This window comes from Paenibacillus silagei, from assembly GCF_017874735.1.
Lineage (GTDB): Bacteria > Bacillota > Bacilli > Paenibacillales > Paenibacillaceae > Paenibacillus_AQ > Paenibacillus_AQ silagei.
In genome coordinates, this window is record NZ_JAGGLV010000014.1 from 101,831 (window position 1) to 124,980 (window position 23,150).

Here is a 23,150-nt window from a genome sequence, read left to right on the forward strand (position 1 = left end):
AACATGAATTCGGAGAAGAACAGATTACGGGACAAGGCGTGGAGCATTCTGCTCTGCGGAGCTGTTCTGCTAACGGTTACTGCCTGTAGTACTGAGAGCACAGATACACGTGAGGTTGTAGAGAAGGCAGGCCGCAAAATTACAGTCCTCGACAATATCAGCGAACCGGTCTATACAAAGCTAAAGCTTGCGGGCATACAGAAGGTGGAGGGGGTGCGGGGGACGGATTTTGCCGGTGAGGATGTAATGGTAGTGACCAAGGAGAACCGCAGTCTTCCCTCGCAGATTATTGAAGGACAGGAACGGTATCCGCTGAATCTCTATCTGCATACCCTGTCCACAGGTGAGGAAGCCCCGCTGCAGGTTGGAGAGCTGAATTACGGCGCGCCGCAGTTGTCTCCGGACAAGACGCATGTCTTCTTCAAGGAGCTGTATGACGTCACAGGGTTCGGCTATATTATGGATCTGTCCGGGAGCGCACCGGTGAAGGTAAGTGATGCAGAGTTTCGGGTGGAGGAAGGAAAGTGGGCGGATGACGCGCATGTGATTTTTCCTGATATGGAAGGCAATATTCTAAGTGCAGATCTAACCGGCAAGCAGGAGACGATCGTGAAGACGGGCATCCCGTATGTGCATGAGGTGGTTCAGACCGGCAGCCGGATTCTCTATGTTACAGGTGAAGACAGCCAGCTTAGCGCCTATGACACAGCGACGAAGCAGACCAAGGTGCTGCGAAAGAATGTGATCTGGGCGGTTCCTTCTCCGGACGGAAGTCAGATGGCGATTGTCGAACGTATCGGACGCGGAGAGATGACTCTGAAGCTCTGTGACAGCGAAGGCAATGAGCAGTCTAAGCTAGCTTCAGGGCAGCAGATCTTCGGCACCAGCTGGTCGCCGGACGGCAAGCTGCTGGCTTATGCAGTGACGGCGGCCGGTTCAACGGATGACCAGCAGGACCTGTTCATTACCGAGGTGGAGACCGGAGAGCAGACGCCTGTGCTGAATGATTTTCATCTGGCTGATCCTCTCCACTGGAGTCCGTCCGGCAAGAAGCTGCTGGCTACAGCTACGGTACTGAAGGATAATATCTATCAGTTTCTGACCTATGTGGTCAGCCTGTCGTAGCTCTTTTATGCGCCAAAAGCAAAAGGCTGCCCAGGATCAGCCGCATGACGGCTACCCGGACAGCCTTGCTTGTTATGGGAGGAATAGCGATCGGTCTGACCTAAAGAATTAAGGCTGGAGGGTGATCGTAGTCTCCAGGTTCTTCAGATACGTCCGTGTGCCCTTGCTCTCGCGTCCCGGCAGGAAGTTACCTATACTGTCATGCTTCTGCCCGACAATGCTGAAGTCATCGTTCTTCACCGTCAGTGTGTACGGCTTGATCGTGATGGCCTTTGGCGTGGCGGCAAAAGGAGGATACAGCTCATTCAGATGATATTCCGTCTTTGGCTTGCTGTTATAGAATCCGTATTGATTCGGGTCAATCGAATTGCCCTGGTCATCTACAAGCTCATAGTACATCATGCTGGCATGATAGTCGTCGGTCTGCTCTGCGGATTGCGGAACCTCACCCTGGCTGCTCAGAACCAGGCGGGTGGATACCGGGGTGACCTTCAATTGCTCCACCGTGTAGCTGAAGGAGCCTTCGGTTTTGGTGATATTCGGAGTAAGCACCTGGGCGTTATCCATGATTTTGACCGGGGCCGAGAATTCAAAGATTTCATTCACCTGCTTGACCTTGGCCTGAATTGTCAGCGTGAAGGCATCCGGCAGATTCAGATCACCTGACAGCTCTCCGAGATAGGCATTATCCTGATAAGGAATATCACCGAATCCTCCCGAAGTGAACTTAATCTTCTGCCCGTCAGCCAAGACGACCGGCGGCTCAATCAACTGCCCCATAGAAGCTTCGCCGGACAGATCCAGCCCACCCTCATGCTCCAGTTGGAAGCTCAGCCGCGTTCCGTCATAGAGCAGATCGGTCAGCTTCAGGGTAACCCCGTCATGGGTAACGCTCAGTCCGGGCTGGGATAAGATCCCCTGACTCATGGCCAGCTCCACCGACTGCGGGCTGGTTCCCTGATACAGGATGCCGATCCCCGGAATTCTCTTCAGTGTATCCGCCATCACGGGCGATACGAAGCCTGCGCCCAGAATGCCTGCACCCAGCACTCCGGCGACCGCTGCGGCAACGGCGGTTTTTTTGAGCATCCCCGGCGTGTTGTTAGCAGCTCTTATTCTATGGACTCTACTCATTTCATTCTCTCCAATCTTGTTCATAATGATCTTGCTTAACTCCAGGTCCGGCTTAATGGACTCCCGGATATTCTGTTCTATGGCATCCATCTCAGGATGTCTTGTTCGCCCCTGATATTGCTCCATGCATCCTCGCCCCTTCTTTGTGGCTTACGCGCTCCAGCAGCTTTTTGCGCAGCCGTTCGTATTTTTTGCGGACTGTAGTGGCTTTAAGCCCCATAATCGCGCTGATCTCGTCAAAAGTATATTGCTCCACCGCTTTCAGCAGCAGAATATGGCGTTCTTCTGCGGTCAAATAAGTTAGCAGCTCGGAGGTTACGGATTCGGCTGGCGGGACCGGTTGTTGCTGCTGGCTCTCTTTGAAATGCTCGATTAACCGGAGCCAGCGGCTCTGTTTCTTTTTCAGATTGAGCAGATGGTGGTAGGCGATCTTGTACAGCCAGGCTGAGAAGGAAGTGCTGCTGCTGTAACGGTGAAGGTTCGCATAGGCACGGATGAAAATATCCTGGACAGCATCTTCGGTTTCGGTATGGTTCTTAAGAATATAGAAGCAGTAGGTATAGATCTGACGTTGAAACTGCTTGATAATGAGCTCGTAGGACTGCTTGTCTCCTGCCTTCACAGCAGCTACAGCATGCTCAATCCTGGAGTTTCGGTCGTCCGTTTCCCCGGGGACGGTCAATTGCACTGCCTCACCTCCTTCGGCTTGATACCTATATAACAATACGGGAGCCGTGTTTTGTGACACGATTTTATTTATGTTGAATTCTTACTTGACAGGTTGGTTTAAGGGGGTATATGATAACAGCAATACTTCACCGCTAATTAAATGAACAGTGAAATAATCGCTGTGAACATCATACCTGAGATTTGAGCTGATTGGACCACCAAAGGCTCCCGTTACAGTTCCCGAACAGGGAATGGACCGGGGGCCTATTTGCGTCCCGTGGAGGAGAGAGAGGGCATGGAGGATAGACAGTGGGAGCAACTGGAGCAGGCGGATCATCTGTTCCGTAAGCTGGTACGCAGGTTCGTCAAGGAGCGCGACAGGGTAAGCGTGGAAGGGGTGGCCTTGCCGGGAATGCTGATTCTGCACAAAATCATCCGCGACGGAGAGCAGCGGCTCGGCGATCTGGCGGAGCAGCTTGATTTCACCTCAGGCGCCATAACGGCGCTGAGTGACAAGCTGGAGGCGGGCGGATATACGGTACGCAGGCGTAAGGAGGATGACCGTCGGACCGTGCTGCTGGATATTACCGCCAGCGGCCGGGAGATGGTGAAGCGTAACGGCAACATCGGTGCCAGGTGTATTACGCTTCTGTTCGAGGGCTTTACGGAGGAAGAGCTGGAGCAGCAGAGCCGTTTCTATGAGCGGATGATCGGGAATCTGGAAGGGTTCTCGGAGACGCTGCTGGAGCTGGCCCAGCAGAATGCTGCTAATCCCGTTCCCGCAGAGCCTGAACAGAAGCCGCGAGCAGTTACGAAGAGCAATTATCTCAGCTACTGAGGAATGAAGAGGATACTAACCTAATGATGAGGAGAGATGAGCATGGGACATTCCACAATATATCCAACAGGGGCAACCATATATAACCCGGCCAAGGCATGGAGCGGCTACACGGTATTTCAGGCGGGCGATGAGGGCGTAGTGCTGATCGACATGAGCGGCAAAGAGGTACATCTATGGCAAGGGCTAATCGGTTTTCCGGCCAAAATCCTTCCCGGTGGCTATGTCCTGGGCAGCACCGGCAGAAGAGATCCCAAATTCGGCATTCAAGATAATGTCGATCTGGTGCAGGTGGATTGGGAAGGCAATGTGGTCTGGAGATACAACAGCTATGAGCTGATCGAGGACCCTGGGGCCGAGCCGCTCTGGTATGCCCGCCAGCACCATGATTACCAGCGGGAAGGCAATCCTGCCGGATACTATGCTCCCGGGCTTGAACCTTCGGTTAACAGCGGGACAACGCTCATCCTGGCGCATAAAAATCTGCATAACTCCGAGATTTCCGACAAAGAGCTGCTGGATGACACGATTATTGAAGTGGACTGGGAAGGTAATGTCCTCTGGGAGTGGGCGGCCAGCGATCATTTCGCGGAGCTGGGATTCGACCAGGCGGCGCGCAATGTCCTGTTCCGCGACCCCAACACCCGCTCCTTCGGCGATCTGGGCGGCGGCGTAGGCGACTGGCTGCATATTAACTCTGCGTCCTATGTGGGGCCGAACCGGTTCTATGATCAGGGAGACGAGCGCTTCCACCCGGACAATATTATCTGGGATGCCCGTGAGGCGAATATCATCGCGATCACGGATAAGCGCAGCGGGGCCATTGTCTGGCGCTTGGGCCCTGATTATTCCCTGCCCGAAGTGAAGCATATCGGCTGGATTATCGGCCAGCATCACGCCCACATCATTCCGAAGGGGCTGCCGGGGGAAGGCAATCTGCTTGTATTCGATAACGGCGGTTGGGGCGGCTACGGTCTGCCGAATCCGGCATCGCCCTTCGGGCAGAAGAATGCGCTACGCGATCACTCGCGTGTGCTGGAGATTAACCCGGTGACGCTTGCGATCGAGTGGCAGTATACTTCGGCGGAGGCCGGATTCTCCATTCCGACGGATTCCTATAAGTTCTACAGCCCGTATATCAGCTCGGCGCAGCGGCTTGCGAACGGCAACACGCTGATTACCGAAGGCTCCAATGGACGGCTGTTCGAGGTCACGGCAGCGCATGAGCTGGTCTGGGAGTATATCTCCCCATACACCGACCGCCGCAATACAAATATGGTCTACCGTTCTTACCGGGTACCCTATGCCTGGGTGCCGCAGCTTACGAAGCCGCAGGAGCTTGCGATTGAGCCGCTCGATGTGTCCAGCTTCCGGGTGCCGGGAGCCGCGCCGAAGGGATCAGATTCGGTCGTGCAGGTAGCGACGACGCTGCCCTTTACAGAGGGAGCTGCCTGTGTAGCCACTACGGATGAAGGCAGCGTCCGGCGGGCCAAGTAGAGACTCAGGCAGGCTTCAGAAATTCATAGACGAAGAGGTGCGTTCTTGTGACAAAATCAAGGTACAGCTTAAGCCTTCTGCTCTTATCCTTATTTCTGGTACTGGTGCTCTCCGGCTGCAGCTCCAAGGGAGATGCGGCAGCCTCTGCGGGAGAGGGCAGCGGAACACCGGAAACCCTGAAGATCAGGATTGCTGATATCAACACGAATCCGACCTTCCGGGTAGCCCTTAAGCAAGGCATTTTCAAAAGCAACGGCATCGATGCGGAGATCATCAACTTCGGGACGCCGGCTGAGGGAGTGAATGCGCTGTTCATCAAGCAGGTGGATGTGGCTTTCGGCGCGGATTTTCCGGTGCTGAACGCCGTTGCCAAGGGCGACTATTCGATCATCGCTTCCGCCGGTCAGGCCACGGATCAGGCAGCGGCAGTATGGAAGCTGTACGCTAGAGACGACATTCAGTCTGCCGCTGATTTGAAGGGCAAGAATCTGAGCTTCCTGCGCGGGACGTTCCTGCCGTATCTGTGGGATGAATACCTGAAGGAGCAGGGCATCGCGCTCAGCGATGTGAAGCTTACAGGACAGGGGGCCTTCGACGAAGCCTTCATTGCCCTGAAGCAGGGGGATGTCGATGCCGCCTGGTTCAGCGGTTCAGCGCTGACCGATAAGCTGGCTGCACTTGAGGGCGTGCATGAGCTGACCGATATGTCGAAGACGCCGGTGCGGCTGGGGATGGGAATCGTAGCCGAGAATGCTTTTGTAGAGGAGCATGCTGAAGGCATTGGGGCTTTCCTGGCAGCGGTGGATGAAGCTTCGGCGTATGTGCAGGAGCATCCGGAGGAAGTGGCGGAGCTGATGTTCAAGGAAGTGAAGCAGCCGAAGGAAGCAACGCTGAAGGACCTGCCGGCGAATCCGTGGAAGGTGGGCTTCACCCAGGCTGCGTATGACAGCCTCGCCGGACAGAAGAAATATATGGTGGATACAGGGATTATCACGCAGGACTTTGACCTTGGCAGCAAGCTTAAGCTGGAGCCGCTGAAGCAGGCGCTGCCGGATAAAGTGACCTATCCGAAATAAATAAAACCACAGGAGGTGTCCCATGTCTTTATCTGCTAAACCAGCGGCAAGGCAGCATGCTATTCATATTGAGCAGCTGCGTAAGAGCTACAGTGAACCGGCAGCCGGAGATGTCCACTACATTATTAAGGATGTAGATCTGGTGATCAAGGGCGGAGAATTCTTCGTGCTGCTTGGCCCAAGCGGCTGCGGCAAATCCACGCTGCTGAATATGATCGCGGGGTTCGTCTCCAAATCGGGCGGACATTTGCGTGTAGACAACATTGAGGTGGATAAGCCGGGCCGGGACCGGGCGGTGGTATTCCAGCAGGCAGATTCGTCCCTGTTCCCCTGGCTGACGGTGCGGGAGAATGTAGAGTTCGGACTGCGGATGAAGAAGGTGGCCAAGGCAGAGCGCCAGAGCTTATCTAGCCGGTATATCAAGCTTGTCGGGCTGGACGGTCATGAGGACAAATTCCCGAAGGCGCTGTCGGGGGGGATGAAGCAGCGGGTACAGCTGGCCCGGGTGCTGGCGAATGATCCGGCGATTCTGCTGATGGATGAGCCGTTTGGCGCGCTGGATGCCATGACCCGGCGGACAATGCAGAAGGAGCTGGTGCAGATCTGGCGGGAGACGCATAAGACGGTGATCTTCGTGACCCATGATATCCAGGAAGCACTGCTGCTGGGGGAGCGCATCGGCATTATGTCAGTAGGGCCCTCCTCCAATATCACAGACATCTACGACAATACGCTGCCCTTCCCGCGGGATGTGGCTTCACCTGAATTCTACGCGCTGTATAGCCGGATTCAGAGCCATTTTGAAGAATAGGACGGGAGGTGACACCTGATGAGATGGGTGGAAAAGAAATGGGTATCCGTATCCCTGCTGTGGCTTGCCGTACTGCTCCTCTGGCAGCTTGGCGCCTGGGTGTATGGTCCGGATGTCATTCCCGGGCCGTGGGCCACGGCCCGGGGCGGGCGGGAGCTGGTGGAGGACGGGACGCTGGTGCAATATATCGGGGTCAGCTTGTACCGCGTGCTGATCGGTTGGGTGCTCGGCAGTCTGCTGGCTATCCCGGCAGGACTGATCATCGGCAAGGTGAATGTAGTCCGCCTGTTCGCCGAGCCGTTCCTGAATTTCATCCGCTTCATTCCGCCGATTGCCTTCATTACACTCTTCCTGGTCTGGTTCGGCATCGGGGAGCAGTCGAAGATCGCACTGATTATGTACGCCACCTTCTTCATTGTGGTGCTGAATACCCTGACCGGAGTCATGTCGGTGGAGGAGGATAAGATCCGCTCCGCACGCAGCATGGGGGCCAGTGAGTGGCAGATTCTGCTGCATGTCATTGTGCCTTCGACCATTCCTTATATTTTCACCGGTGTGCGGCTGGCGATGGGCACCTCCTATATGGCGATTATCGGCGCCGAGATGATTGCCTCGAACGAAGGGGTAGGGTATCTGATCTGGAACTCGCGGTTGTTCTTCCGTACGGACTGGATCTTCGTGGGGCTGATTAGCCTCGGCTTCATGGGCTTCTTCACAGACCGGGTCTTCGGCTGGTTCGGCCGGAAGGTGCTCTACCGCTACGGTGTGGTCAGCGTGGCTGCGCACAGAAGATAAAGGAATGGCTCGGATCGGTTAGCAGCAACGGGATTCGTGGTATAATGGGGGAAGCTGCAAGCAAGCAGGATGAACAGGAAGGAGCAGTACCCCCAATGGAAGTAACCGCACAGGAAGTAGCGGAGTGGATGGTGAAGGAGATCAAGTTCACAGGGACTTTATACCAGACCGCTGCGATTGAATATGTGAAGGCGAATTTCGGTGAACAGTTTGTATTCGTGAATGAGAATGGCAATGCCTCGTTATCCAAGGAAGTGAAGAAGGCCTTCCGCAAGCTGCATGGCGGCCGGATTGCCTGGGACCGCGACGGGTTCCTGTGGGCCTGGACCTGAGGCTGGACGAGTAGAGGTTGCCCATAAGAATATAACAAAGGGAGCATGCTGTAATAGCAGTGCTCCCTTTTGTTATATTCCTGCCCTTAATACAACATTCTCCTCATTACATTGGCCCAAATCCAAGATTGTTGTAAAGAAGGCAGTATTTTCACTTGTTCATCCGGTTTAGCAGGGCGAATCCTGCAATTTCTACAACAATTCAACAAAAACACAGCTGTAGAGAAATCAAAATTGTATAACGTACAACATTTGTGCCTACCGTGCTACTAGTACAGTGTCAGATTTAAAAGGGTGAGTAGGAGCGATAAGGTATGAAGAACTTAAAGAGCGAAGTCATTGGACCAGATGTATGCGAAAAAGAGAACACATTGTGCTGGTGCCAAGGTAATCCGCCCAAATGTATACGAAAAACGGAACACAATCGCAGCATCAGATTCAATAGGGTGGATAAGCTTGCGAAACTCCATCCCAAAATCTAACGGACCGGAGAGGCCTTATCCCCACGAGAACGCCACCTTTTGCAGCGTAACGGACTCAGGCGACCTTATCGCCTCTCTACGAGACGTTTCGGAGCTGAATTGCAGGGGATAAGCTCCATGGGGTCCGTTACCCGCCCAAGTGACGACTTTCTTACTTAATAAGAGCGCCTCAGTCCGTTACGCTAAGCCAAACGTCCCTGAAGAACAACCCCCGCTTGGAAAAGATGATATTTTGAAGGGGAATTGCATCTGTTCCACCTTTTTAAATCTGACGATCTACTAGGAAGCTCTCCATCATAGTAAGAAGTCTTCATTCTGCGGGTGTCATCCCCTATACATATTCCAGCATGCCCTTGTCCTTGAGCAGATCCACAATGTCTTTGACGGACTGCGCCTTGTCCTTAGGGCAGATCATGAGGGCATCCCCCGTGTCGGCGATGATGAAGCCGTCTACGCCGATGGTGGTGATCAGCCGCCCGTTACCATAGATAATGGAATTGCGGGTGTCGATGCCGACATGATTGGCCTTGATAATGTTGCCTTCATCATCAGGCGGGAAGATGGCGCCGAGTGCATCCCAGCTGCCGATATCATTCCAGCCGAACTGGCCGGACAGCACCACTACCTCATCAGAGCGTTCAAGTATGCCATAGTCAATGGAGATATTCTGCAGCAGCGGATAGATCCGGTTAATCGTCTCCTGCTCCTGGTCTGTACCGAGCGCTTCACTGATCGGCAGCATCGTATTATATAGCCGCGGCAGATAACGCTTGAAGTTATCGATAATGACCGAAGTCTTCCAGATGAAGATTCCGCTGTTCCAGAGATAATTGCCTGAGGCCAGATACCCCTGTGCCTTCTTGAAATCCGGCTTCTCCACGAATTCAGCTACATCGTATACGGCAACCGGCTTGACTGCGATCGGCTCCTGGTCATAAGCGATGTAGCCGTAGCCGGTGGACGGGAAGGTCGGCTTGATCCCGATCGTGACAATGGCATTGCTCTCCATGGCTACGGTGCAGGCTTCGTCCAGCGTAAGCCGGAACTGCGGCTCATCGGTAATGTAGTGATCGGAAGGCAGGACAACCATTAGGGAATCCCCTTCACTCATCTGCTGGATGGAGAAGGCGGCAAACAGGATGCTTGCTGAAGTATTCCGGGCCACAGGCTCGATCAGAATATTGCTCTTCTGCACACTGCTGTGCATGATGCTCTCCAGCAGGACCGCCTGGGTGCGGTTCGTCACAATAACGGTATTTTCCTGCGGGATGATGCCCTTGAAGCGTTCGATCGTATCGTTCAGCATAATATCGTTGCCGCTGATGTTCAGCAGCTGCTTGGGAATTTCCTGTCTGGACAATGGCCAGAAGCGGGTACCGCCTCCACCTGCTAGGATCGTCGCATATTTATTCATGGTGAGTCACCAGATGGGCAATCGTGAAGGAGATGATGCTCTCCGATCCCTGATTGAGGTTCAGCCCCGAGCTGTGAATCCCGTCGTAGCAAGCCCCGGTCTGGGGATCAATCAGGGAGAGCTGCAAGGAATTGTGTCCCGTGTACCAAGCGTAGCATAATTCAGCCTGCTTCAGATAAGCCGGCTCCTGCAGCACTGCGGCAGCCTCCCGGCAGGCGAGCAGCATCTCGCAGGCTTCGATCGGCTGCTCGTCATAGAGAGCAGGCTTCCCGCCGCCGCGCAGCAGCCAGCCATGGCTGCCAATGGGCTTGTAATAGCCTTCCGGCGCGAAGGTCCGGGAGATCAGGAAATCCAGACTTTCTGTGGCTGTTACACGAAGCTCAGGATTGCCGGAGAGCGTGGCCGCCTTAAGCAGCGCCCAGGGCAGCATCGAGTTTCCGTACGTCAGGCTGTCTTCGTACCAGTTCCAGCCCTCGCCTTTGGTATAGTTGTACTGGTCATTCAGCCGGACCGCGACAGATTCTATAAGCTCTTTGATATAGGCTTCAGGTAAGAAGGCCTGTTCCTCTTCTGTACTTGGTATATGCGGATAAGGGAAGGAGTAGGTGAGTGCTCCGGGAGTCTCAAGCAAATAGCTGAGGCCAATAACGGCGTAGCCCAAGGCCCGGGGAGAGCGCAGGCCGCTGATATGCGGCAGCGCCTGGTTGATCAGATACCGGCAGGTGTTCAGCAGATTATCAGGCAGAATGGAAGAGTGGGAGAGTACGAACCCCAGCGCCCAGAGTGTGCGTCCCTGACAATCCTCGGAGCCTCGCTCCTCCAGGAAGGAACGGCTGTAGTCCATGAAGTTGCGGAAGTTGCCCTCTTCATTCTGGGCATGATGGACGAATGAGAGGTACGTATGAATCAGACCGAGTGAAGCAGTGTCCTGATGCTGTCGGTACATCAGCACGGCTGCGATTAATGCCCGCGCATTATCATCGGTCGTGTAGCCTTTGGCACGGTCGGGAACCCCGAATTTCGTATGCTGAAAAATCCCTGTATCATCGGTAATCCGGCGCATATAGTCCGGCTTGAACTGTAACACCGCTGGCGCCTGCATCAGATCACACTCCGGTCAGCCGGTGTGGCAAGGCCTATAATGTCCTGGAAGATGGCGGCATAGGTCTTCGCAACCTCACTCCACATCATTGTACTGCCGAGTTCCTGTGTACGCTGTTCCATATCCCGGACTTTGGCCGGACTGTCCAGCAGCTCCAGAATACAGGCCTCCAGGGAAGCCGAATCGCGGAATTCTGCCAGCAGTCCTCTGCCTCCCGCCAGCATCTCTTCGGCATAGCGGTAAGGGGTAGAGATAATCACTCTGCCATAGCCGACTCCATAAGCGAGCGTTCCGCTGACGGCCTGTTCCTTGCCCAGATAAGGAGTCATATATATATCCGACATCACCAGGGACTCAATGACCTCTTCCTGGGTCAGCAGCTTGTCGACGAACAGCACATTATTGACCAGGTCTAATTCATGCACCAGATCGGTCAGCTTTTGCCGGTAGACTTCACCGGTCTCCTGCTTAACGACCGGATGCGTCTTGCCCCAGATGATATAGAGCGCGTCAGGATGCTGCTTCACTACGCCGCTCATAGCCTCAATCGCATATTCAATGCCCTTGCCGGGACTCAGGAAGCCGAAGGTCGAGAGGATTTTGCGTTCGCCGAACTTGTATTGAAGCTTCAGCTCTGCACGGGTGGAGGTCTGGACAAAAGGAACGCCGTGATGAATGAATGCTATTTTGGCGGCGTTAATATGATAGACAGAGATTAGATCCTCTACTGTGGATTGGGCCATGGTCACTACCTTGACGCTTCCTTCGGCGAGCCGGGTGATAATCTCATGCTGCTTGGGGGTAGGCTTGGTTAAGACAGTATGGAAGATAACCACGTAAGGGATCTGAAGCTCTTCTGTGAACTGCAGCAGATATTCGCCGCTCTCTCCGCCGTAGATGCCGAATTCATGCTGAATGACTAGCAGATCGGTATCTGACTGGTTGATGTCCCTGGCTGATTCTATATAATCAGATAGCTGATGTTGGTTGATTTCCCGCATGACCTGATCCGTGTATCGGTAGTTTCCGTTGTTATTCATGGCGATGATGCGCGGTTTGTTGAAGCCCTGAAGCTTCGTGAATTCATCCAGCAGATCCTGGGTGAAGGTAGCAATTCCGCATTCTCTAGGCAGGCTGGTGGACAGGAAAACAATGTTTTTATTGTGGTTGCTGTGGTTCATAATAGAAAGCCTCCCTATTGATTATCGAACTTTTGGGGACAAAAAAAGAAAATAAAGAGGACTTTATTTTCCGGGGATGAGTGGTATAAAGTTTTGTTTCTGCAAATCATTTCCTGCCCAAACTATAACATGACCATTTAATCTTGTCAATTTATTGACTCCCTTGAAATCACCGGATATAGTGATGTAGGAGGTGTATGGATGCCAGTCATACGCAGTAAATTGAGTGAGGTTATGGATAAGCATGACCCGAAATTATCGATTCGCAAGCTAGCGAAGGACATAAATTACCATTTCGATTCCGTCCGGCGGATGTACAAAGACGAGATGGTGCAGTATCCCCGGGATCTGCTGCTGAAGCTGTGTACGTATTTCAATATTCAGCCTGGGGAATTGATCCGGATGGAATCGGATGAGAACGATTGGGCAATAGATAAGGCAAATGAATATGAGGAGGAAGGCAATGACAAGGAGCCCGGCGAAGACAGCAACCTGTAATGAACTGCTGGATACCTTTTATGCCAATCTCCGTACCGTGCACGTGGAGAAGCTGGTCTTCTCCGGTGTGGGCGGGCGTGATGTCTACAATATAACGGCTCCGTTTCTGCATGACGGGGAGGAAGTGATCTTGGGAAGAGTTGAGGAACGGGATAGCGAGTTCTCTCAAGTCTTCTTTTTTACATCCGGCGCAGATGGGGTATGGGTTCCCCGTGCGCATACCCATACCTATAATCTGCAGGACCCCTGCGTAACCCGCGTTAAGGGAGAATTGATTGTCGGCGGAGTTGAGGTGATTACGGCTGGGGATAATCCGCCCAAGATAGTCTCCTGGGTTACCCAGTTCTACCGGGGATACCGGATCGACTCGCTTCATCACTTCGCCTCCGGTCCGGAGCTGATGAAGGATATCCGGCTGATTGAGCTTCAGGATGGCAGAATCGGTGTACTGACCAGACCGCAGGGAGAGCGGGGCGGCAGAGGACAAATTGGCTTCACCATTATTGATTCACTGGAGGAGCTGCATGAACAGACCTTACTGGAGGCGGAGATTCTGCAGCATCAGTTCGTGCCGGAAGAGTGGGGCGGAGCCAATGAAGCCCATCTGCTGCGCAATGGCCATATAGGTGTGCTGGGGCATATTGCCTGCTTCGACCGTCTGGGGAAGAAGCATTACTACTCTATGGTCTTCTCGCTTAATCCGGACACTTTGGAGACTACCCCGGTTAAAATCATCGCAGCCAGAAGCGATTTCCCGATCGGTCCGGGCAAACGTCCTGATCTGCAGGATGTCATCTTCAGCGGCGGACTGGTACGCGGAGCGGACGGCCGGGCGGTATTGTCTGTAGGCGTCAGCGATGCGGAAGCCTATAGAATCGAGATCCCTGATCCTTTTGCCGAATATGAAGTCTGATTGCCGCAGGTTTGACTAGATTCTATGGTCATGTTACACTTGAGATGACAAGAATTTATGGTCGAAGAGAGCGGGAACCAAGCAATGAGTAAATTTATTCAACTAAGCAATCGTACGTCTGACACGAAGTCCAACCTGAATGTGGCAAGAAAGCAGGGCCGCATCCCGGCTGTACTGTACGGAAATGGTAAAGATACTCTTAGTCTTGAAGTGAACGAGAAGGAACTGCTGGAAGTGCTGAGAACGAATCCGCGGGCGATCCTGCAAGGGAAATTGACCGACGGTACAACCGTTCCGGTAGTGGTTCAGAACATCCAGAAGCAATCCATGTCCGGTAAAGTGCTGCATATTGATTTCCAGCATGTGAACATGAGCATCAGCATGGACAGCAAGGTGACCATTCATTTTGCAGGCGAAGCTGTTGGCGTCAAAGAAGGCGGCGTACTGCAGGTGGAAATCTATGAAGTAGAAGTCCGCTGTATGCCGGGCGATCTGCCTACTTCCATGGAAGTGGATATCAGCGGCCTTGCCATCGGCGACCAATTGCTGGTGTCGGATCTCATTTTCCAGGATGGCATTGAAGTGCTGACCGATCCAAGTACTGTCATGATTCAGATCAAGACTGTACATGAAGAAGTTGAAGAACCGGTAGTAGTTACTCCGGCTTAAATACAGTATGACGCATAGCCCTTTCGGGCAGAACGTCTTGGAAGCTCATGATATATCATGATTCCGCTACGTCTGCCCGAAGGGGCTTTTTGTTGTTGTGGGGGACAGGAAGGAAGTCAGGGGGAGGTTATTTCAGCGCCCCTTCTGTCAGGCCGGCAACGATATAGCGGTGGAAGAAGAGGTATACGACAATCATTGGGAGCGTAATAATCGAGAGTGCTGAGAACAGCAGCTTATAGTCGGTCATATACCGGCTGGAGAAGGCCAGCAGACCAACCGGTATCGTCTTCAGTGCATCATTCTGGATGTACAGCATGGCCAGCAGCAGCTCATTCCATGCATTCAGCGCTGAGAAGATCCCGACGGTGGCCATGTTCGGAATAAGCAGCGGAAGGATAATCCTGCTGTACATTCTCCAGTTGCCGCAGCCGTCTATCCGGGCAGCCTCCAGCAGCTCTTTCGGTATAGAATCCAAGTATGCCTTGAGCAGGAATATGGCCAGCGGAAGGCCGGTTCCAATGTAAGGGAGGATTAAGCCCATATAGGAATCCTTCAAATTCAGCTGCTCAAAAATATAGCTCTGGGCAATGAAAAAGGATTGCAGCGGCATAAACAGTCCGAATACGAACATCAGCATCAGGAAGCTGCTGCCGCGGAAGCGGAGCTTGCTGAAGGCGAAGGCTGCAAGGCTCGCGAAGAGCAGAATGCCCGCAACGGTGGCCGAGGTTACAATTACACTGTTGCCGGCGTAGGTGCTCATATTGCCGACGGTCCAGGCTTTGGACCAGTTCTGGAGATTGATCTGTTCCGGCAGTGCGAATGGAGCGGAGAAGATCTCCCGGTTCTCACGGAAGGAGGAGAGAATAAGCCAGAGAATCGGGTAGAAATAGAAGCAGGAAATGAAGATCATGAACAGATAATACAGAATATGCGAGAACGTTCTGCGGCTGGCCGCTTCCCCGCCGCTGTAAGCGTCTTTCTTGAGATCCAGGACTGTGGTCGTCAAGCGGTACACCTCACTTTCGTATAATGTACATGTATCGGGGTCCCCGCAAAGTACCTGAGTCATCACCCGAAGCCTCTTTCAGAGGACTGCGAAGCCGTGTCTTCCTAATACTCCAGTACACTGGAGTCTTTCTTATTCAGTCTGCCGGCCACAAGCCCGATCACTGCGATCACAATTGTCATGATGACGGCAAGTGCGGAGCCGTAGCCGATGCTCATATGGGTAAAGACTACTTTGACCAGATAGGTCGTAACGATTTCGGTTGAATTATACGGTCCGCCGTTGGTCATTACATAGAACAGATCGAAGGACTGGAAGCCGGTAAGTACACACAGCATGATGCCTGTCTCCACCAGATTACGGATCATGGGCACCTTGATCTTGAAGAAGATCTGTCCTTCCCCTGCGCCGTCCAGATAGGCCGATTCATAGACTTCTCTAGAGATGCGCTGGATTCCTGAATAAAAGATGGTCATATAGAAGCCTGCGTAGACCCAGCCGGATACGATGCAGATGGCATAAAGCGCGGTATCGGGGTTGCCCAGCCAGACACGGGTCCAGCTCTCCAGGCCGATCTTCTCCAGCAGGATATTGATGAGGCCAAAGTCGGAATTATAGACGAATTTCCATAAGTAGGAGACGACTATCATCGGCAGCATGACGGGCACGAAGAAGGCGAGCCGGAAGAGTCCGCTTCCCTTGCGGCCCATCGTGATCAAGCCTGCGAGCCCGAGTCCGGCAATGACTTCAACAAAGACAGTGGCGACAATATAGATAAGCGTGTGTCCGTAGGAGTTCATGTAGACACGGTCCTGAAAAGCCCGGATGTAGTTGTCGAAGCCGGTGAATTTCATAGTGCCGATCCCGTTCCAATCGTAGAAGCTGAATACGAAGGTCATAAGGACGGGGACAAGTACAACAAAGCCAAAGAGCAGGAGGGCTGGAGATATGAATAGGTAGGGAGAGAACTTATTGCTTCGGCCGGACATGGGTCCACCTCCAATTTAAGGTATAAGGGGGGATGCGTAATCTTCGATTTCCGGATGAAGCCGCCTTATGGACGTACTCATCGTTACTTTAGAGGGGCGATAGTTGTCTCCAGCTCAGCCAGAGCCTCTTCAGGTGATTTAGCGCCGCCGATAACTTCAGAGGTGGCCATATTGAGCGCGTTGGCAACTTCGATGGAATAGCCGGTATCGGGCGGCGACACAAGCGCTGGAGCATTTTCCATCAGATCGTTCAATTCCAGCGAGAGCGGAAGCATGGTCTCCTTGTCGATCCCGTCTTTGGTAATCGGAACAGCTCCGGCATCGGACAGCTTCTTGGAGGATTCGGGGGAGCTGTAGAGCTTCATGAATTCAATAGCCTCGTCGATCAGCTTGGAGTTTTTATTGACCACCATTCCGTTCAACACGCCGATTACACTGTCCTGATTGCCCTTGCCGTCCGGTATGGCCGGAGTATTGAAGTAGCCAAGCTCAAGTTCCGGCGTCTCTTCGACTGCGGTTGGAGCGAGCCAGCTTCCGATCGGGTGCATGGCACCGCTGCCGTTCAGGAACAGCATGTCCGCCTCACTGTCGCTTGCGGCAGTTACATTCTCGTTAATATAGCCTTTATCCCAGAGCTCCTGCACGTAACCGTAGGCTTTGACAAAATCAGGCGAATTGAACGGCTGCTTCAGCTGCATAGCCTCACTGTAGGCGTCCTCGCCCACAACCCGGGAAATGATATGGGCGACCCAGTTGCCTGCCGTCCACAGATCGGAGTTGCCGATCACGAGCGGGGTGATGCCTGCCTGCTTGATAGTCTCGCATACCTTAAGGAATTCCTCCCAGGTGGCCGGCGGCTGAAGACCCAGATCATTGAATACCGCTTTATTGTAAAAGATTACGTTCGTCACATCGCCCGCAGTTGGAATCATATACGTCTTGCCGTCGATCACCATACCATTGAAGGTACCCTCCGCGAACATATCCTTCAGTCCTGAGCTTTGGAGCTGCTCTGTAATATCCGCCGCATAACCATCCGTTACTCTTGTCTGCAGGCGCTGCCCCGCCCATTCAAAGTACAGGTCAGGAGCGTTCTTGCCGCTTAGCAGATTTGGCAACCCGATCGTCTGATAGGTATCATCGTCCTGATAGCTGAATTCCACCTTAATCCCCTGATGCTGCGCTTCAAACTCCTTGCCGATCGTTTCCCAGACCTTGATTAATCCTTCGCCGGGCGAACCCATAGCAATACGGAGTGTTTCCGGTTTGGCATCGGAGCCTCCGTTATTGGCCGGGCTGTTATTAGAAGCTGCAGAAGAGCAGCCCGTTAAGGCGGTAACCAGCATCGTTGAGATCAGTGCAATCATCCGTTTGTTCATTCGTTAATCGCTCCTTTGATTGGTATTGGCAAATAAGTTGACGCGACTACGCTCTTTATCCTTAGTCCCTACTTTCCCCTACGCGTTCACACTCCTAAATGTTATGTTATATGACTCATCTGAGTGAGGTGTTTCTGATTTTTGTGTGAGATTGATTGAGTAATAAAAATTTGTAGTAACAATATTGCTTTCATTATTCATGATAGCAAGAAGCCTGTCAATTGTTTTTTCATGCAAAAAGACATATAAAAATCATTTTATCCAGAAAGTAAGCAGTAAGTATTTTTGACCAATGGATTATTGTAAGCGCAAACAACATTGATTTTACATGGAAAATTACGATGTTATGGGAGTTTGTGGAAAAGGGAGGAAGAATATCTCTCTAATTAATAAATGTATTGACAATTTGTTATGATTAAAAATAGAATGTGGGTAAATGTTACTACAATAACATTGATAATATGACATGGAGGTGACATTAAAAAACCTGCCAATTTGAAAAGATTACCTGAAAAGGATGTCACCCCTGGAGATTATGCAGCACATGCTTCCGAAGCAGTTGTGTACGAAGTTATCAGCTGAAGTACCGCTTAACAAAACCTTGAGGAGGAGTGCATATGAAGTTCAAATGGAAGCAGACGCTTGGAGTATTCGCCGTAGTGTCATCCGTGGCGTTTACGGGCATGCCCGCAGCATCTGCAGAAGTAGCGGAGAAGATTCCTGCATGGGCCGCAGAGGAAATAGCCTCGTGGAAAGAGATGGGGCTGCTCAAAGGCAATCAGGAAGGTCTCGTTCTGCCGAATGAAGGAATCAGAAAAACAGAATTCGTCGCCCTGATTAACCGGATCTTTCATTTCAGTGAGGAGAGCGGCCAGAGCTTTACTGACGTCCCTAAGACGGCATGGTACGCCTCTGACATCAGTAAAGCGGTTGCTGCCGGTGCTCTTATTGGTAACGGCGAAGGCAGGATCAATCCACTGGAGGTCCTGACCCGTGAGCAGGCGGCGCTGATTCTCAGCAGAGTATTTAATGTTGCAGCCTCCGGGAATTCCTTCGTCCCGTTTACCGATGATGCTCAACTTGCCGGCTGGTCCAAGGAAGCGGTCTATGCTATGAAGGAAGCTGGTTATGTGGCGGGCACACCGCAAGGCGCGTTCCAGCCCAAGAAGGCACTGACGCGGGCCGAGGCCGTGAAGATGATGAATAACACCATGGGCCTCTTGGTTGCCGACGGCGGAGATCATTCGGGAACCTCCGGCAGCAACCTGATTGTTAACACAGCTGGAGGCACGCTATCGGATCTGAACTTCTCAGGGAATGTATATATTACTCCCGGCGTTGGCGAAGGTAATCTGAGTTTCATCAATGCTAAGATTGGAGGCACCGTTTACATAAACGGCGGCGGTATGAACAGCATCACCTTAACGGACAGTCATGTGGGCAGAATTGTAATCAGCAAGCCCGCATCTCCGGTAAGGGTTCTGCTGAAGGGAAAGACGATAGCCGGGAAGATTGATGTAACTTCTGCTGCCCGGATTGTCAATGAATCGGATCAGACGGTAAGTACCGTTAACCTGCTTACGCGGGCTTCCGATGCTGTCTCTGTATCAGGGGATGTTAATGAATTGAATGTAGCTGCACCGGCAAGCTTCACGCTGGAGGGCGGCCAGATTGGAAGCTTCAACGTTTCATCCAAAGCAGGCGGCTCAGCTATTAAGCTGAATAAAGGCGGAGTGGTCAAGAAGCTGACCTTGAACAGCGCTGCTGCCGTAACCGGCGAGGGGACAATCACGGAAGCGGTGGTCAATGGAGAAGGCGTGTCTTTCGCTGTCAAGCCGGACAAGCTGACTATAAATGCTGCGAAGGTAAGCATAGGCGGACAAGATTTTGATGCTTCAGGTCAACTGATCACTTCAGCGGCCGGCCATTCGGGAGGAACCGGTTCAAGCGGCGGCACGGGAAGCCAGGCCCCTACTCCTACTCCGGCTCCAACCTCAAGCCCGGGTACAGGGAGTCCAACGCCAACCCCGACACCGACACCAACAACGAAACCGACACCAATACCGACACCAACACCAACAACGAAACCAACACCAATACCGACACCAACACCAACAACGAAACCAACACCAATACCGACACCAACACCAACAACGAAACCTACCCCAACGCCGACGCCAACCCCAACACCTGAGCCCACAGCTCCGGAGCTGTATACCTATGCCGAAGCCTTAAGCTCCTTCAGATCCACAGGAGCAGAAGGATTAGCCAAGCAATACTTGACCTTCCTTCAGGACCCTTCATACACGCCTTCGATAGCGAACAAGGATGTGACCATGCCGAACCTTGTGAATGCAATAACCTTTGTAAATTATGAATTTAATATCAAACCTTCCATATTCGCTTCGATGCGGGGGATTAACACCTCTGTATTGGACAAAACTCGGACTTATTTGTGGATCGGAACAGACAGCGGAGTCACCAAAATCAATCTCGTCACGAATGAAATGACCAGTTATTCCGCACAAGGCAAGCAATTGTACGATGACAAGGTGCTTCTGCTTTTACCGGATGAAAGTACGGGTGTACTGGTTATTACACAAACCGGCGTATCGCATATCTACCAATAAGGAAAGGGGAGCTTACCATGTACATGATGAAAAGAAATGGCGTGAAGATCACGGGTGCACTGCTTGCCTTATCGTTGTTCGTACTGCCGGCAACGACCGTGCTTGCGGAGAAGCTGCCGGGTGCGGGCTACTCTCCTGTTCAGCTGGAGGCTGTGCAGACCAAGGAAATGACCTATTACAAAACCGGATCTGCCTCCATCCCGGGCACCCTTGAATGGGTCACCGGTACTGCTGCGCTCAAATTCCTGCCGCTCTCGGTAACCGGTGATGTAACCAGTGTAGTTCTGGACGGGGGGGTCTACTGGATTGGAACGGAGACCGGCCTGCAGCGGGTTGACTTCGGCGCAAGCGACACTAAGGATATCGTTCAGTATATGGCCGGACCGAGGTATTTGTACGGCGGCGACGATCATGTGACAGGGCTTGCCAGCGACGGGAAGGGCGGCATCTGGGTCCGGACGGCAAGCGGTGTGACCCATATCGCCATGCCGGAGAAGACGCTGCATGACAAATCGTTTATCTATGAAGATCTTGTGGAGTCGATTCTTGACCGGCGCGGTATGGTTCATGGCGCAGGCTTTACATTTACGGAGACGGACAGCACGCTGGATGCGGTCAATTACAACTCTAAGACCGGAGTATTCACCTCCACACCTACCACCAGTGACAATGACGGTCTATGGACAGCGATGTATGCAATGGGAGAAATATTCCGCTATAAAGCACTGCAGGAGCAGTACGGAGCCAGCCCGGCTTCCGGGGAGCAGGCGGAAATTGCTGATGCAAGAGCGGCGGCGCTTAGAGCGACCAAGGCCGTTCTGCTGCTCGATTATGTCTCCGGACGCGGAAACGGATTTCCGGCACGCTCCTATATGCTGACCAGCGAAGCGAGTGCGGCTACAGTGGGCAATTCAGTGTACGGCTACCAATCTCAGAACGGCTTCTGGTTCCAGAACTTTGTCGGGCCGGACATGACTAACCCGAATGGAATCATTCCAAGCATGCAGCGTAACGACGGGGTGGAGACTATCGGCTATTCCATGGTGAGGGTAACCAAAGACGCAGAGAACAAAAAAGGCTCCACGCTGTTCCCGAGCGGAGGTACCGATGTGCTCAATTACAATGGGCTTGGGCTTAGTCAAGCTGCCATTGACGAGCTGAACCTGACGCGTCCTGAAGGCCAGAAGCTGGGGATTGATATCAAGACACGGGTTGGAACTACCGTAACCGGCGCAGTATATCAGGTGCTGCCTGTCATTACAGCCGCCACTAACAACAATGACGCGAAGGAAGATAAGACAACGGGCATCAATAATAAGCCGCTGTTTCAGCTGACAGCTCCCGTCTATGAGCAGATTCCGGAATTCTTTAATGATTTGTTCCCGGATAGCGCAATTGTGGACGGCCATATCGACATGAACCAGATTGTGTATAAGGCAGATACTTCTGCAGATGAAGTGGATGGCCATTATGCCATGTTCTATACAGCTTATAAATATCTGGTTGGTGACAGCACCGATCCTGAACTTCTTGAGCTGAAATCCCTCATTGAAGAAACCACGCACCGCATGACAGAGCTGATTTTGAAGGACGACCATTATTATATTGAGGATGCCACCGGCAAATCAACACAGTGGTCCAGATGGTTCGCCAAATACTTCAACGACAGCCTTGGCGTTATGGAGCAGCAGGTACAGTGGCAGTCCAAGATCGGCGTTGACGAAAAAGGGGATGATGCGCTGTCCTACGGTTACGAAGACGGCCCGCTTAACGCACTTCAGGTCATGGCTGCGCTGAAATCAGCAAGCTATATTGTCGCAGCGAGCTATCCGGCTGATTCGGCCAAGTATGAGCTGGCATATGAGCAGGCTTTTGCAGGCAGCTACAGTAAGGAAGAGCCGTATATCAACGGCAAGGGCTATATGGCCATGGCACAGGACTATATTGAGCGCAGACTGGTGCGTCAGGCTACCAATGCTTACAGCGAGAACGACAACCAGCCGGTAACTATGGATAATGCAGGCGATGGCACGAACACCAATGCGACGCTTCATAATGACTGGACCCAATATATCAATTACTCGGATGAAGAGCTGGGCTGGTTCCCGGTATTCATACTTGTTACGCTTGAGCAGGATGCAGGCAGACATGCGCAGATTGTAGCTGCCTATGATCAATGGTACTCCAATGAGGTGCGGGAGGAGAATCCGTTCTACACCTTCCTCTACCAGCTTGCGCATCCGGACAAAACCGATGTCGATCTGCAGTCGGCGGTCCGCTTCCTGTACCGTTTCCCTGAATTCCAGATTGAATTCCCGGTACAGTGGGACCGTCAGGATGTGCTGTATATTGAACCGGGTGACCGCGATGATTATAAACAGACGAACTACGCACTGGCTCCGGATGAGCGGCGCATCATTAAGCATAACTCGAATCCGTTTGAAAATGACAGCCAGACTACCGGGGCCAATCCGGGGTATAACTACCATACAGGCAGCATTGAGGCGGGTTCGGTATTCACACTGCCCTACTGGCTGGGGCGCTATTTTGAGATCATCAAGGAGTAACAGGGCTTACTGAACTGAAGGTAACGGAGCCGGAGCGCCCCAT

20 protein-coding genes are annotated in these 23,150 nt (G+C 52.6%); 12 read left to right on the forward strand and 8 right to left on the reverse strand.

The genetic code is table 11. From position 1 onward, the window contains the following. Positions 1-3: 3 nt before the first annotated feature. The gene (locus tag J2Z70_RS20265; RefSeq protein WP_209876232.1) at positions 4-1,125 is read left to right on the forward strand and encodes a TolB family protein; all 1,122 of its coding nucleotides are present in this window, start codon (positions 4-6) and stop codon (positions 1,123-1,125) included. A gap of 108 nt (positions 1,126-1,233) precedes the next feature. Here J2Z70_RS20265 and J2Z70_RS20270 read toward each other — a convergent pair whose 3' ends face one another. Then, the gene (locus J2Z70_RS20270) at positions 1,234-2,385 is read right to left on the reverse strand and encodes a DUF4179 domain-containing protein (RefSeq protein WP_209876238.1); all 1,152 of its coding nucleotides are present in this window, start codon (positions 2,383-2,385) and stop codon (positions 1,234-1,236) included. Further along, positions 2,351-2,947, reverse strand: a complete 597-nt coding sequence (locus tag J2Z70_RS20275) for an RNA polymerase sigma factor (RefSeq protein WP_209876240.1) — start codon at positions 2,945-2,947, stop codon at positions 2,351-2,353. The genes J2Z70_RS20270 and J2Z70_RS20275 overlap by 35 nt, the downstream gene beginning before the upstream one ends. Positions 2,948-3,223: 276 nt before the next feature. On the opposite strand from J2Z70_RS20275, the gene J2Z70_RS20280 reads away from it, so the two are divergent. From J2Z70_RS20280 to J2Z70_RS20305, 6 genes are all read left to right on the forward strand, one after another. Then, a complete protein-coding gene (locus J2Z70_RS20280) occupies positions 3,224-3,766 on the forward strand; it encodes a MarR family winged helix-turn-helix transcriptional regulator (RefSeq protein ID WP_209876242.1) in 543 nt (180 codons plus the stop codon). 42 nt (positions 3,767-3,808) lie between these two features. Further along, positions 3,809-5,263 (forward strand): aryl-sulfate sulfotransferase, encoded by a 1,455-nt coding sequence (locus J2Z70_RS20285; protein WP_209876243.1) that lies wholly within the window; start codon positions 3,809-3,811, stop codon positions 5,261-5,263. A 47-nt stretch (positions 5,264-5,310) separates the two neighbouring features. After that, positions 5,311-6,339 (forward strand): ABC transporter substrate-binding protein, encoded by a 1,029-nt coding sequence (locus J2Z70_RS20290; protein ID WP_209876246.1) that lies wholly within the window; start codon positions 5,311-5,313, stop codon positions 6,337-6,339. 22 nt (positions 6,340-6,361) lie between these two features. Beyond that, positions 6,362-7,150 carry an ABC transporter ATP-binding protein gene (locus J2Z70_RS20295; protein WP_209876248.1) on the forward strand — a complete coding sequence of 263 codons (789 nt, stop codon included), beginning with the start codon at positions 6,362-6,364 and terminating at the stop codon, positions 7,148-7,150. An 18-nt stretch (positions 7,151-7,168) separates the two neighbouring features. Then, entirely contained in the window at positions 7,169-7,945 is a 777-nt protein-coding gene (locus J2Z70_RS20300) for an ABC transporter permease (RefSeq protein ID WP_209876249.1), read from the forward strand. 95 nt (positions 7,946-8,040) lie between these two features. Next, positions 8,041-8,277, forward strand: a complete 237-nt coding sequence (locus J2Z70_RS20305) for a DUF6953 family protein (RefSeq protein ID WP_209876251.1) — start codon at positions 8,041-8,043, stop codon at positions 8,275-8,277. Between the two features lie 813 nt (positions 8,278-9,090). On the opposite strand, the gene J2Z70_RS20310 is transcribed toward J2Z70_RS20305, so the two are convergent. The 3 genes from J2Z70_RS20310 to J2Z70_RS20320 are packed head-to-tail and all read right to left on the reverse strand — an operon-like array spanning position 9,091 to position 12,456. After that, positions 9,091-10,173, reverse strand: coding sequence for a mannose-1-phosphate guanylyltransferase (locus J2Z70_RS20310; protein WP_209876253.1), 1,083 nt, complete (start codon positions 10,171-10,173; stop codon positions 9,091-9,093). Then, on the reverse strand, positions 10,166-11,275 hold the full coding sequence (locus J2Z70_RS20315) for an AGE family epimerase/isomerase (RefSeq protein WP_209876254.1): 1,110 nt from the start codon (positions 11,273-11,275) through the stop codon (positions 10,166-10,168). Before J2Z70_RS20315 ends, J2Z70_RS20310 begins: the two co-directional genes overlap by 8 nt. Next, positions 11,275-12,456, reverse strand: coding sequence for a glycosyltransferase family 4 protein (locus tag J2Z70_RS20320; protein WP_209876256.1), 1,182 nt, complete (start codon positions 12,454-12,456; stop codon positions 11,275-11,277). Before J2Z70_RS20320 ends, J2Z70_RS20315 begins: the two co-directional genes overlap by 1 nt. Positions 12,457-12,657: 201 nt before the next feature. On the opposite strand from J2Z70_RS20320, the gene J2Z70_RS20325 reads away from it, so the two are divergent. The 3 genes from J2Z70_RS20325 (at position 12,658) to J2Z70_RS20335 (ending at position 14,536) form a co-directional block, all read left to right on the forward strand. Continuing rightward, on the forward strand, positions 12,658-12,954 hold the full coding sequence (locus tag J2Z70_RS20325) for a helix-turn-helix domain-containing protein (RefSeq protein WP_063830889.1): 297 nt from the start codon (positions 12,658-12,660) through the stop codon (positions 12,952-12,954). After that, the gene (locus tag J2Z70_RS20330) at positions 12,920-13,867 is read left to right on the forward strand and encodes a DUF1861 family protein (RefSeq protein WP_036723585.1); all 948 of its coding nucleotides are present in this window, start codon (positions 12,920-12,922) and stop codon (positions 13,865-13,867) included. The genes J2Z70_RS20325 and J2Z70_RS20330 overlap by 35 nt, the downstream gene beginning before the upstream one ends. A gap of 84 nt (positions 13,868-13,951) precedes the next feature. Continuing rightward, entirely contained in the window at positions 13,952-14,536 is a 585-nt protein-coding gene (locus tag J2Z70_RS20335) for a 50S ribosomal protein L25 (protein WP_209876258.1), read from the forward strand. 127 nt (positions 14,537-14,663) lie between these two features. On the opposite strand, the gene J2Z70_RS20340 is transcribed toward J2Z70_RS20335, so the two are convergent. From J2Z70_RS20340 to J2Z70_RS20350, 3 genes are all read right to left on the reverse strand, one after another. Further along, complete coding sequence (locus tag J2Z70_RS20340) at positions 14,664-15,605, reverse strand: carbohydrate ABC transporter permease (RefSeq protein ID WP_209876260.1); 942 nt, start codon at positions 15,603-15,605, stop codon at positions 14,664-14,666. Positions 15,606-15,646: 41 nt separating this feature from the next. After that, a complete protein-coding gene (locus tag J2Z70_RS20345) occupies positions 15,647-16,441 on the reverse strand; it encodes a carbohydrate ABC transporter permease (RefSeq protein WP_209876262.1) in 795 nt (264 codons plus the stop codon). Positions 16,442-16,614: 173 nt separating this feature from the next. Further along, entirely contained in the window at positions 16,615-17,910 is a 1,296-nt protein-coding gene (locus tag J2Z70_RS20350; protein ID WP_209876265.1) for an ABC transporter substrate-binding protein, read from the reverse strand. Between the two features lie 617 nt (positions 17,911-18,527). Between J2Z70_RS20350 and J2Z70_RS20355 the strand changes: the two genes are divergently transcribed. Together J2Z70_RS20355 and J2Z70_RS20360 are read left to right on the forward strand one after the other, a co-directional pair. After that, positions 18,528-20,540: an S-layer homology domain-containing protein gene (locus tag J2Z70_RS20355; RefSeq protein ID WP_209876266.1), complete on the forward strand. Its 2,013-nt coding sequence runs from the start codon at positions 18,528-18,530 to the stop codon at positions 20,538-20,540. Positions 20,541-20,563: 23 nt separating this feature from the next. Further along, the gene (locus J2Z70_RS20360) at positions 20,564-23,107 is read left to right on the forward strand and encodes a hypothetical protein (RefSeq protein ID WP_209876267.1); all 2,544 of its coding nucleotides are present in this window, start codon (positions 20,564-20,566) and stop codon (positions 23,105-23,107) included. The last annotated feature ends 43 nt before the right edge of the window (positions 23,108-23,150 follow it).

Excerpts from the sequence above, each read along its gene's own strand:
- J2Z70_RS20265 (WP_209876232.1), top strand. The coding sequence starts at position 4 with ATGAATTCGGAGAAGAACAGATTACGGGACAAGGCGTGGAGCATTCTG.
- J2Z70_RS20270 (WP_209876238.1), bottom strand. The coding sequence starts at position 2,385 with ATGGAGCAATATCAGGGGCGAACAAGACATCCTGAGATGGATGCCATA.
- J2Z70_RS20280 (WP_209876242.1), top strand. The coding sequence starts at position 3,224 with ATGGAGGATAGACAGTGGGAGCAACTGGAGCAGGCGGATCATCTGTTC.
- J2Z70_RS20285 (WP_209876243.1), top strand. The coding sequence starts at position 3,809 with ATGGGACATTCCACAATATATCCAACAGGGGCAACCATATATAACCCG.
- J2Z70_RS20295 (WP_209876248.1), top strand. The coding sequence starts at position 6,362 with ATGTCTTTATCTGCTAAACCAGCGGCAAGGCAGCATGCTATTCATATT.
- J2Z70_RS20300 (WP_209876249.1), top strand. The coding sequence starts at position 7,169 with ATGAGATGGGTGGAAAAGAAATGGGTATCCGTATCCCTGCTGTGGCTT.
- J2Z70_RS20305 (WP_209876251.1), top strand. The coding sequence starts at position 8,041 with ATGGAAGTAACCGCACAGGAAGTAGCGGAGTGGATGGTGAAGGAGATC.
- J2Z70_RS20310 (WP_209876253.1), bottom strand. The coding sequence starts at position 10,173 with ATGAATAAATATGCGACGATCCTAGCAGGTGGAGGCGGTACCCGCTTC.
- J2Z70_RS20315 (WP_209876254.1), bottom strand. The coding sequence starts at position 11,275 with ATGCAGGCGCCAGCGGTGTTACAGTTCAAGCCGGACTATATGCGCCGG.
- J2Z70_RS20320 (WP_209876256.1), bottom strand. The coding sequence starts at position 12,456 with ATGAACCACAGCAACCACAATAAAAACATTGTTTTCCTGTCCACCAGC.
- J2Z70_RS20325 (WP_063830889.1), top strand. The coding sequence starts at position 12,658 with ATGCCAGTCATACGCAGTAAATTGAGTGAGGTTATGGATAAGCATGAC.
- J2Z70_RS20330 (WP_036723585.1), top strand. The coding sequence starts at position 12,920 with ATGACAAGGAGCCCGGCGAAGACAGCAACCTGTAATGAACTGCTGGAT.
- J2Z70_RS20335 (WP_209876258.1), top strand. The coding sequence starts at position 13,952 with ATGAGTAAATTTATTCAACTAAGCAATCGTACGTCTGACACGAAGTCC.
- J2Z70_RS20340 (WP_209876260.1), bottom strand. The coding sequence starts at position 15,605 with ATGACTCAGGTACTTTGCGGGGACCCCGATACATGTACATTATACGAA.
- J2Z70_RS20345 (WP_209876262.1), bottom strand. The coding sequence starts at position 16,441 with ATGACCTTCGTATTCAGCTTCTACGATTGGAACGGGATCGGCACTATG.
- J2Z70_RS20350 (WP_209876265.1), bottom strand. The coding sequence starts at position 17,910 with ATGAACAAACGGATGATTGCACTGATCTCAACGATGCTGGTTACCGCC.
- J2Z70_RS20355 (WP_209876266.1), top strand. The coding sequence starts at position 18,528 with ATGAAGTTCAAATGGAAGCAGACGCTTGGAGTATTCGCCGTAGTGTCA.
- J2Z70_RS20360 (WP_209876267.1), top strand. The coding sequence starts at position 20,564 with ATGATGAAAAGAAATGGCGTGAAGATCACGGGTGCACTGCTTGCCTTA.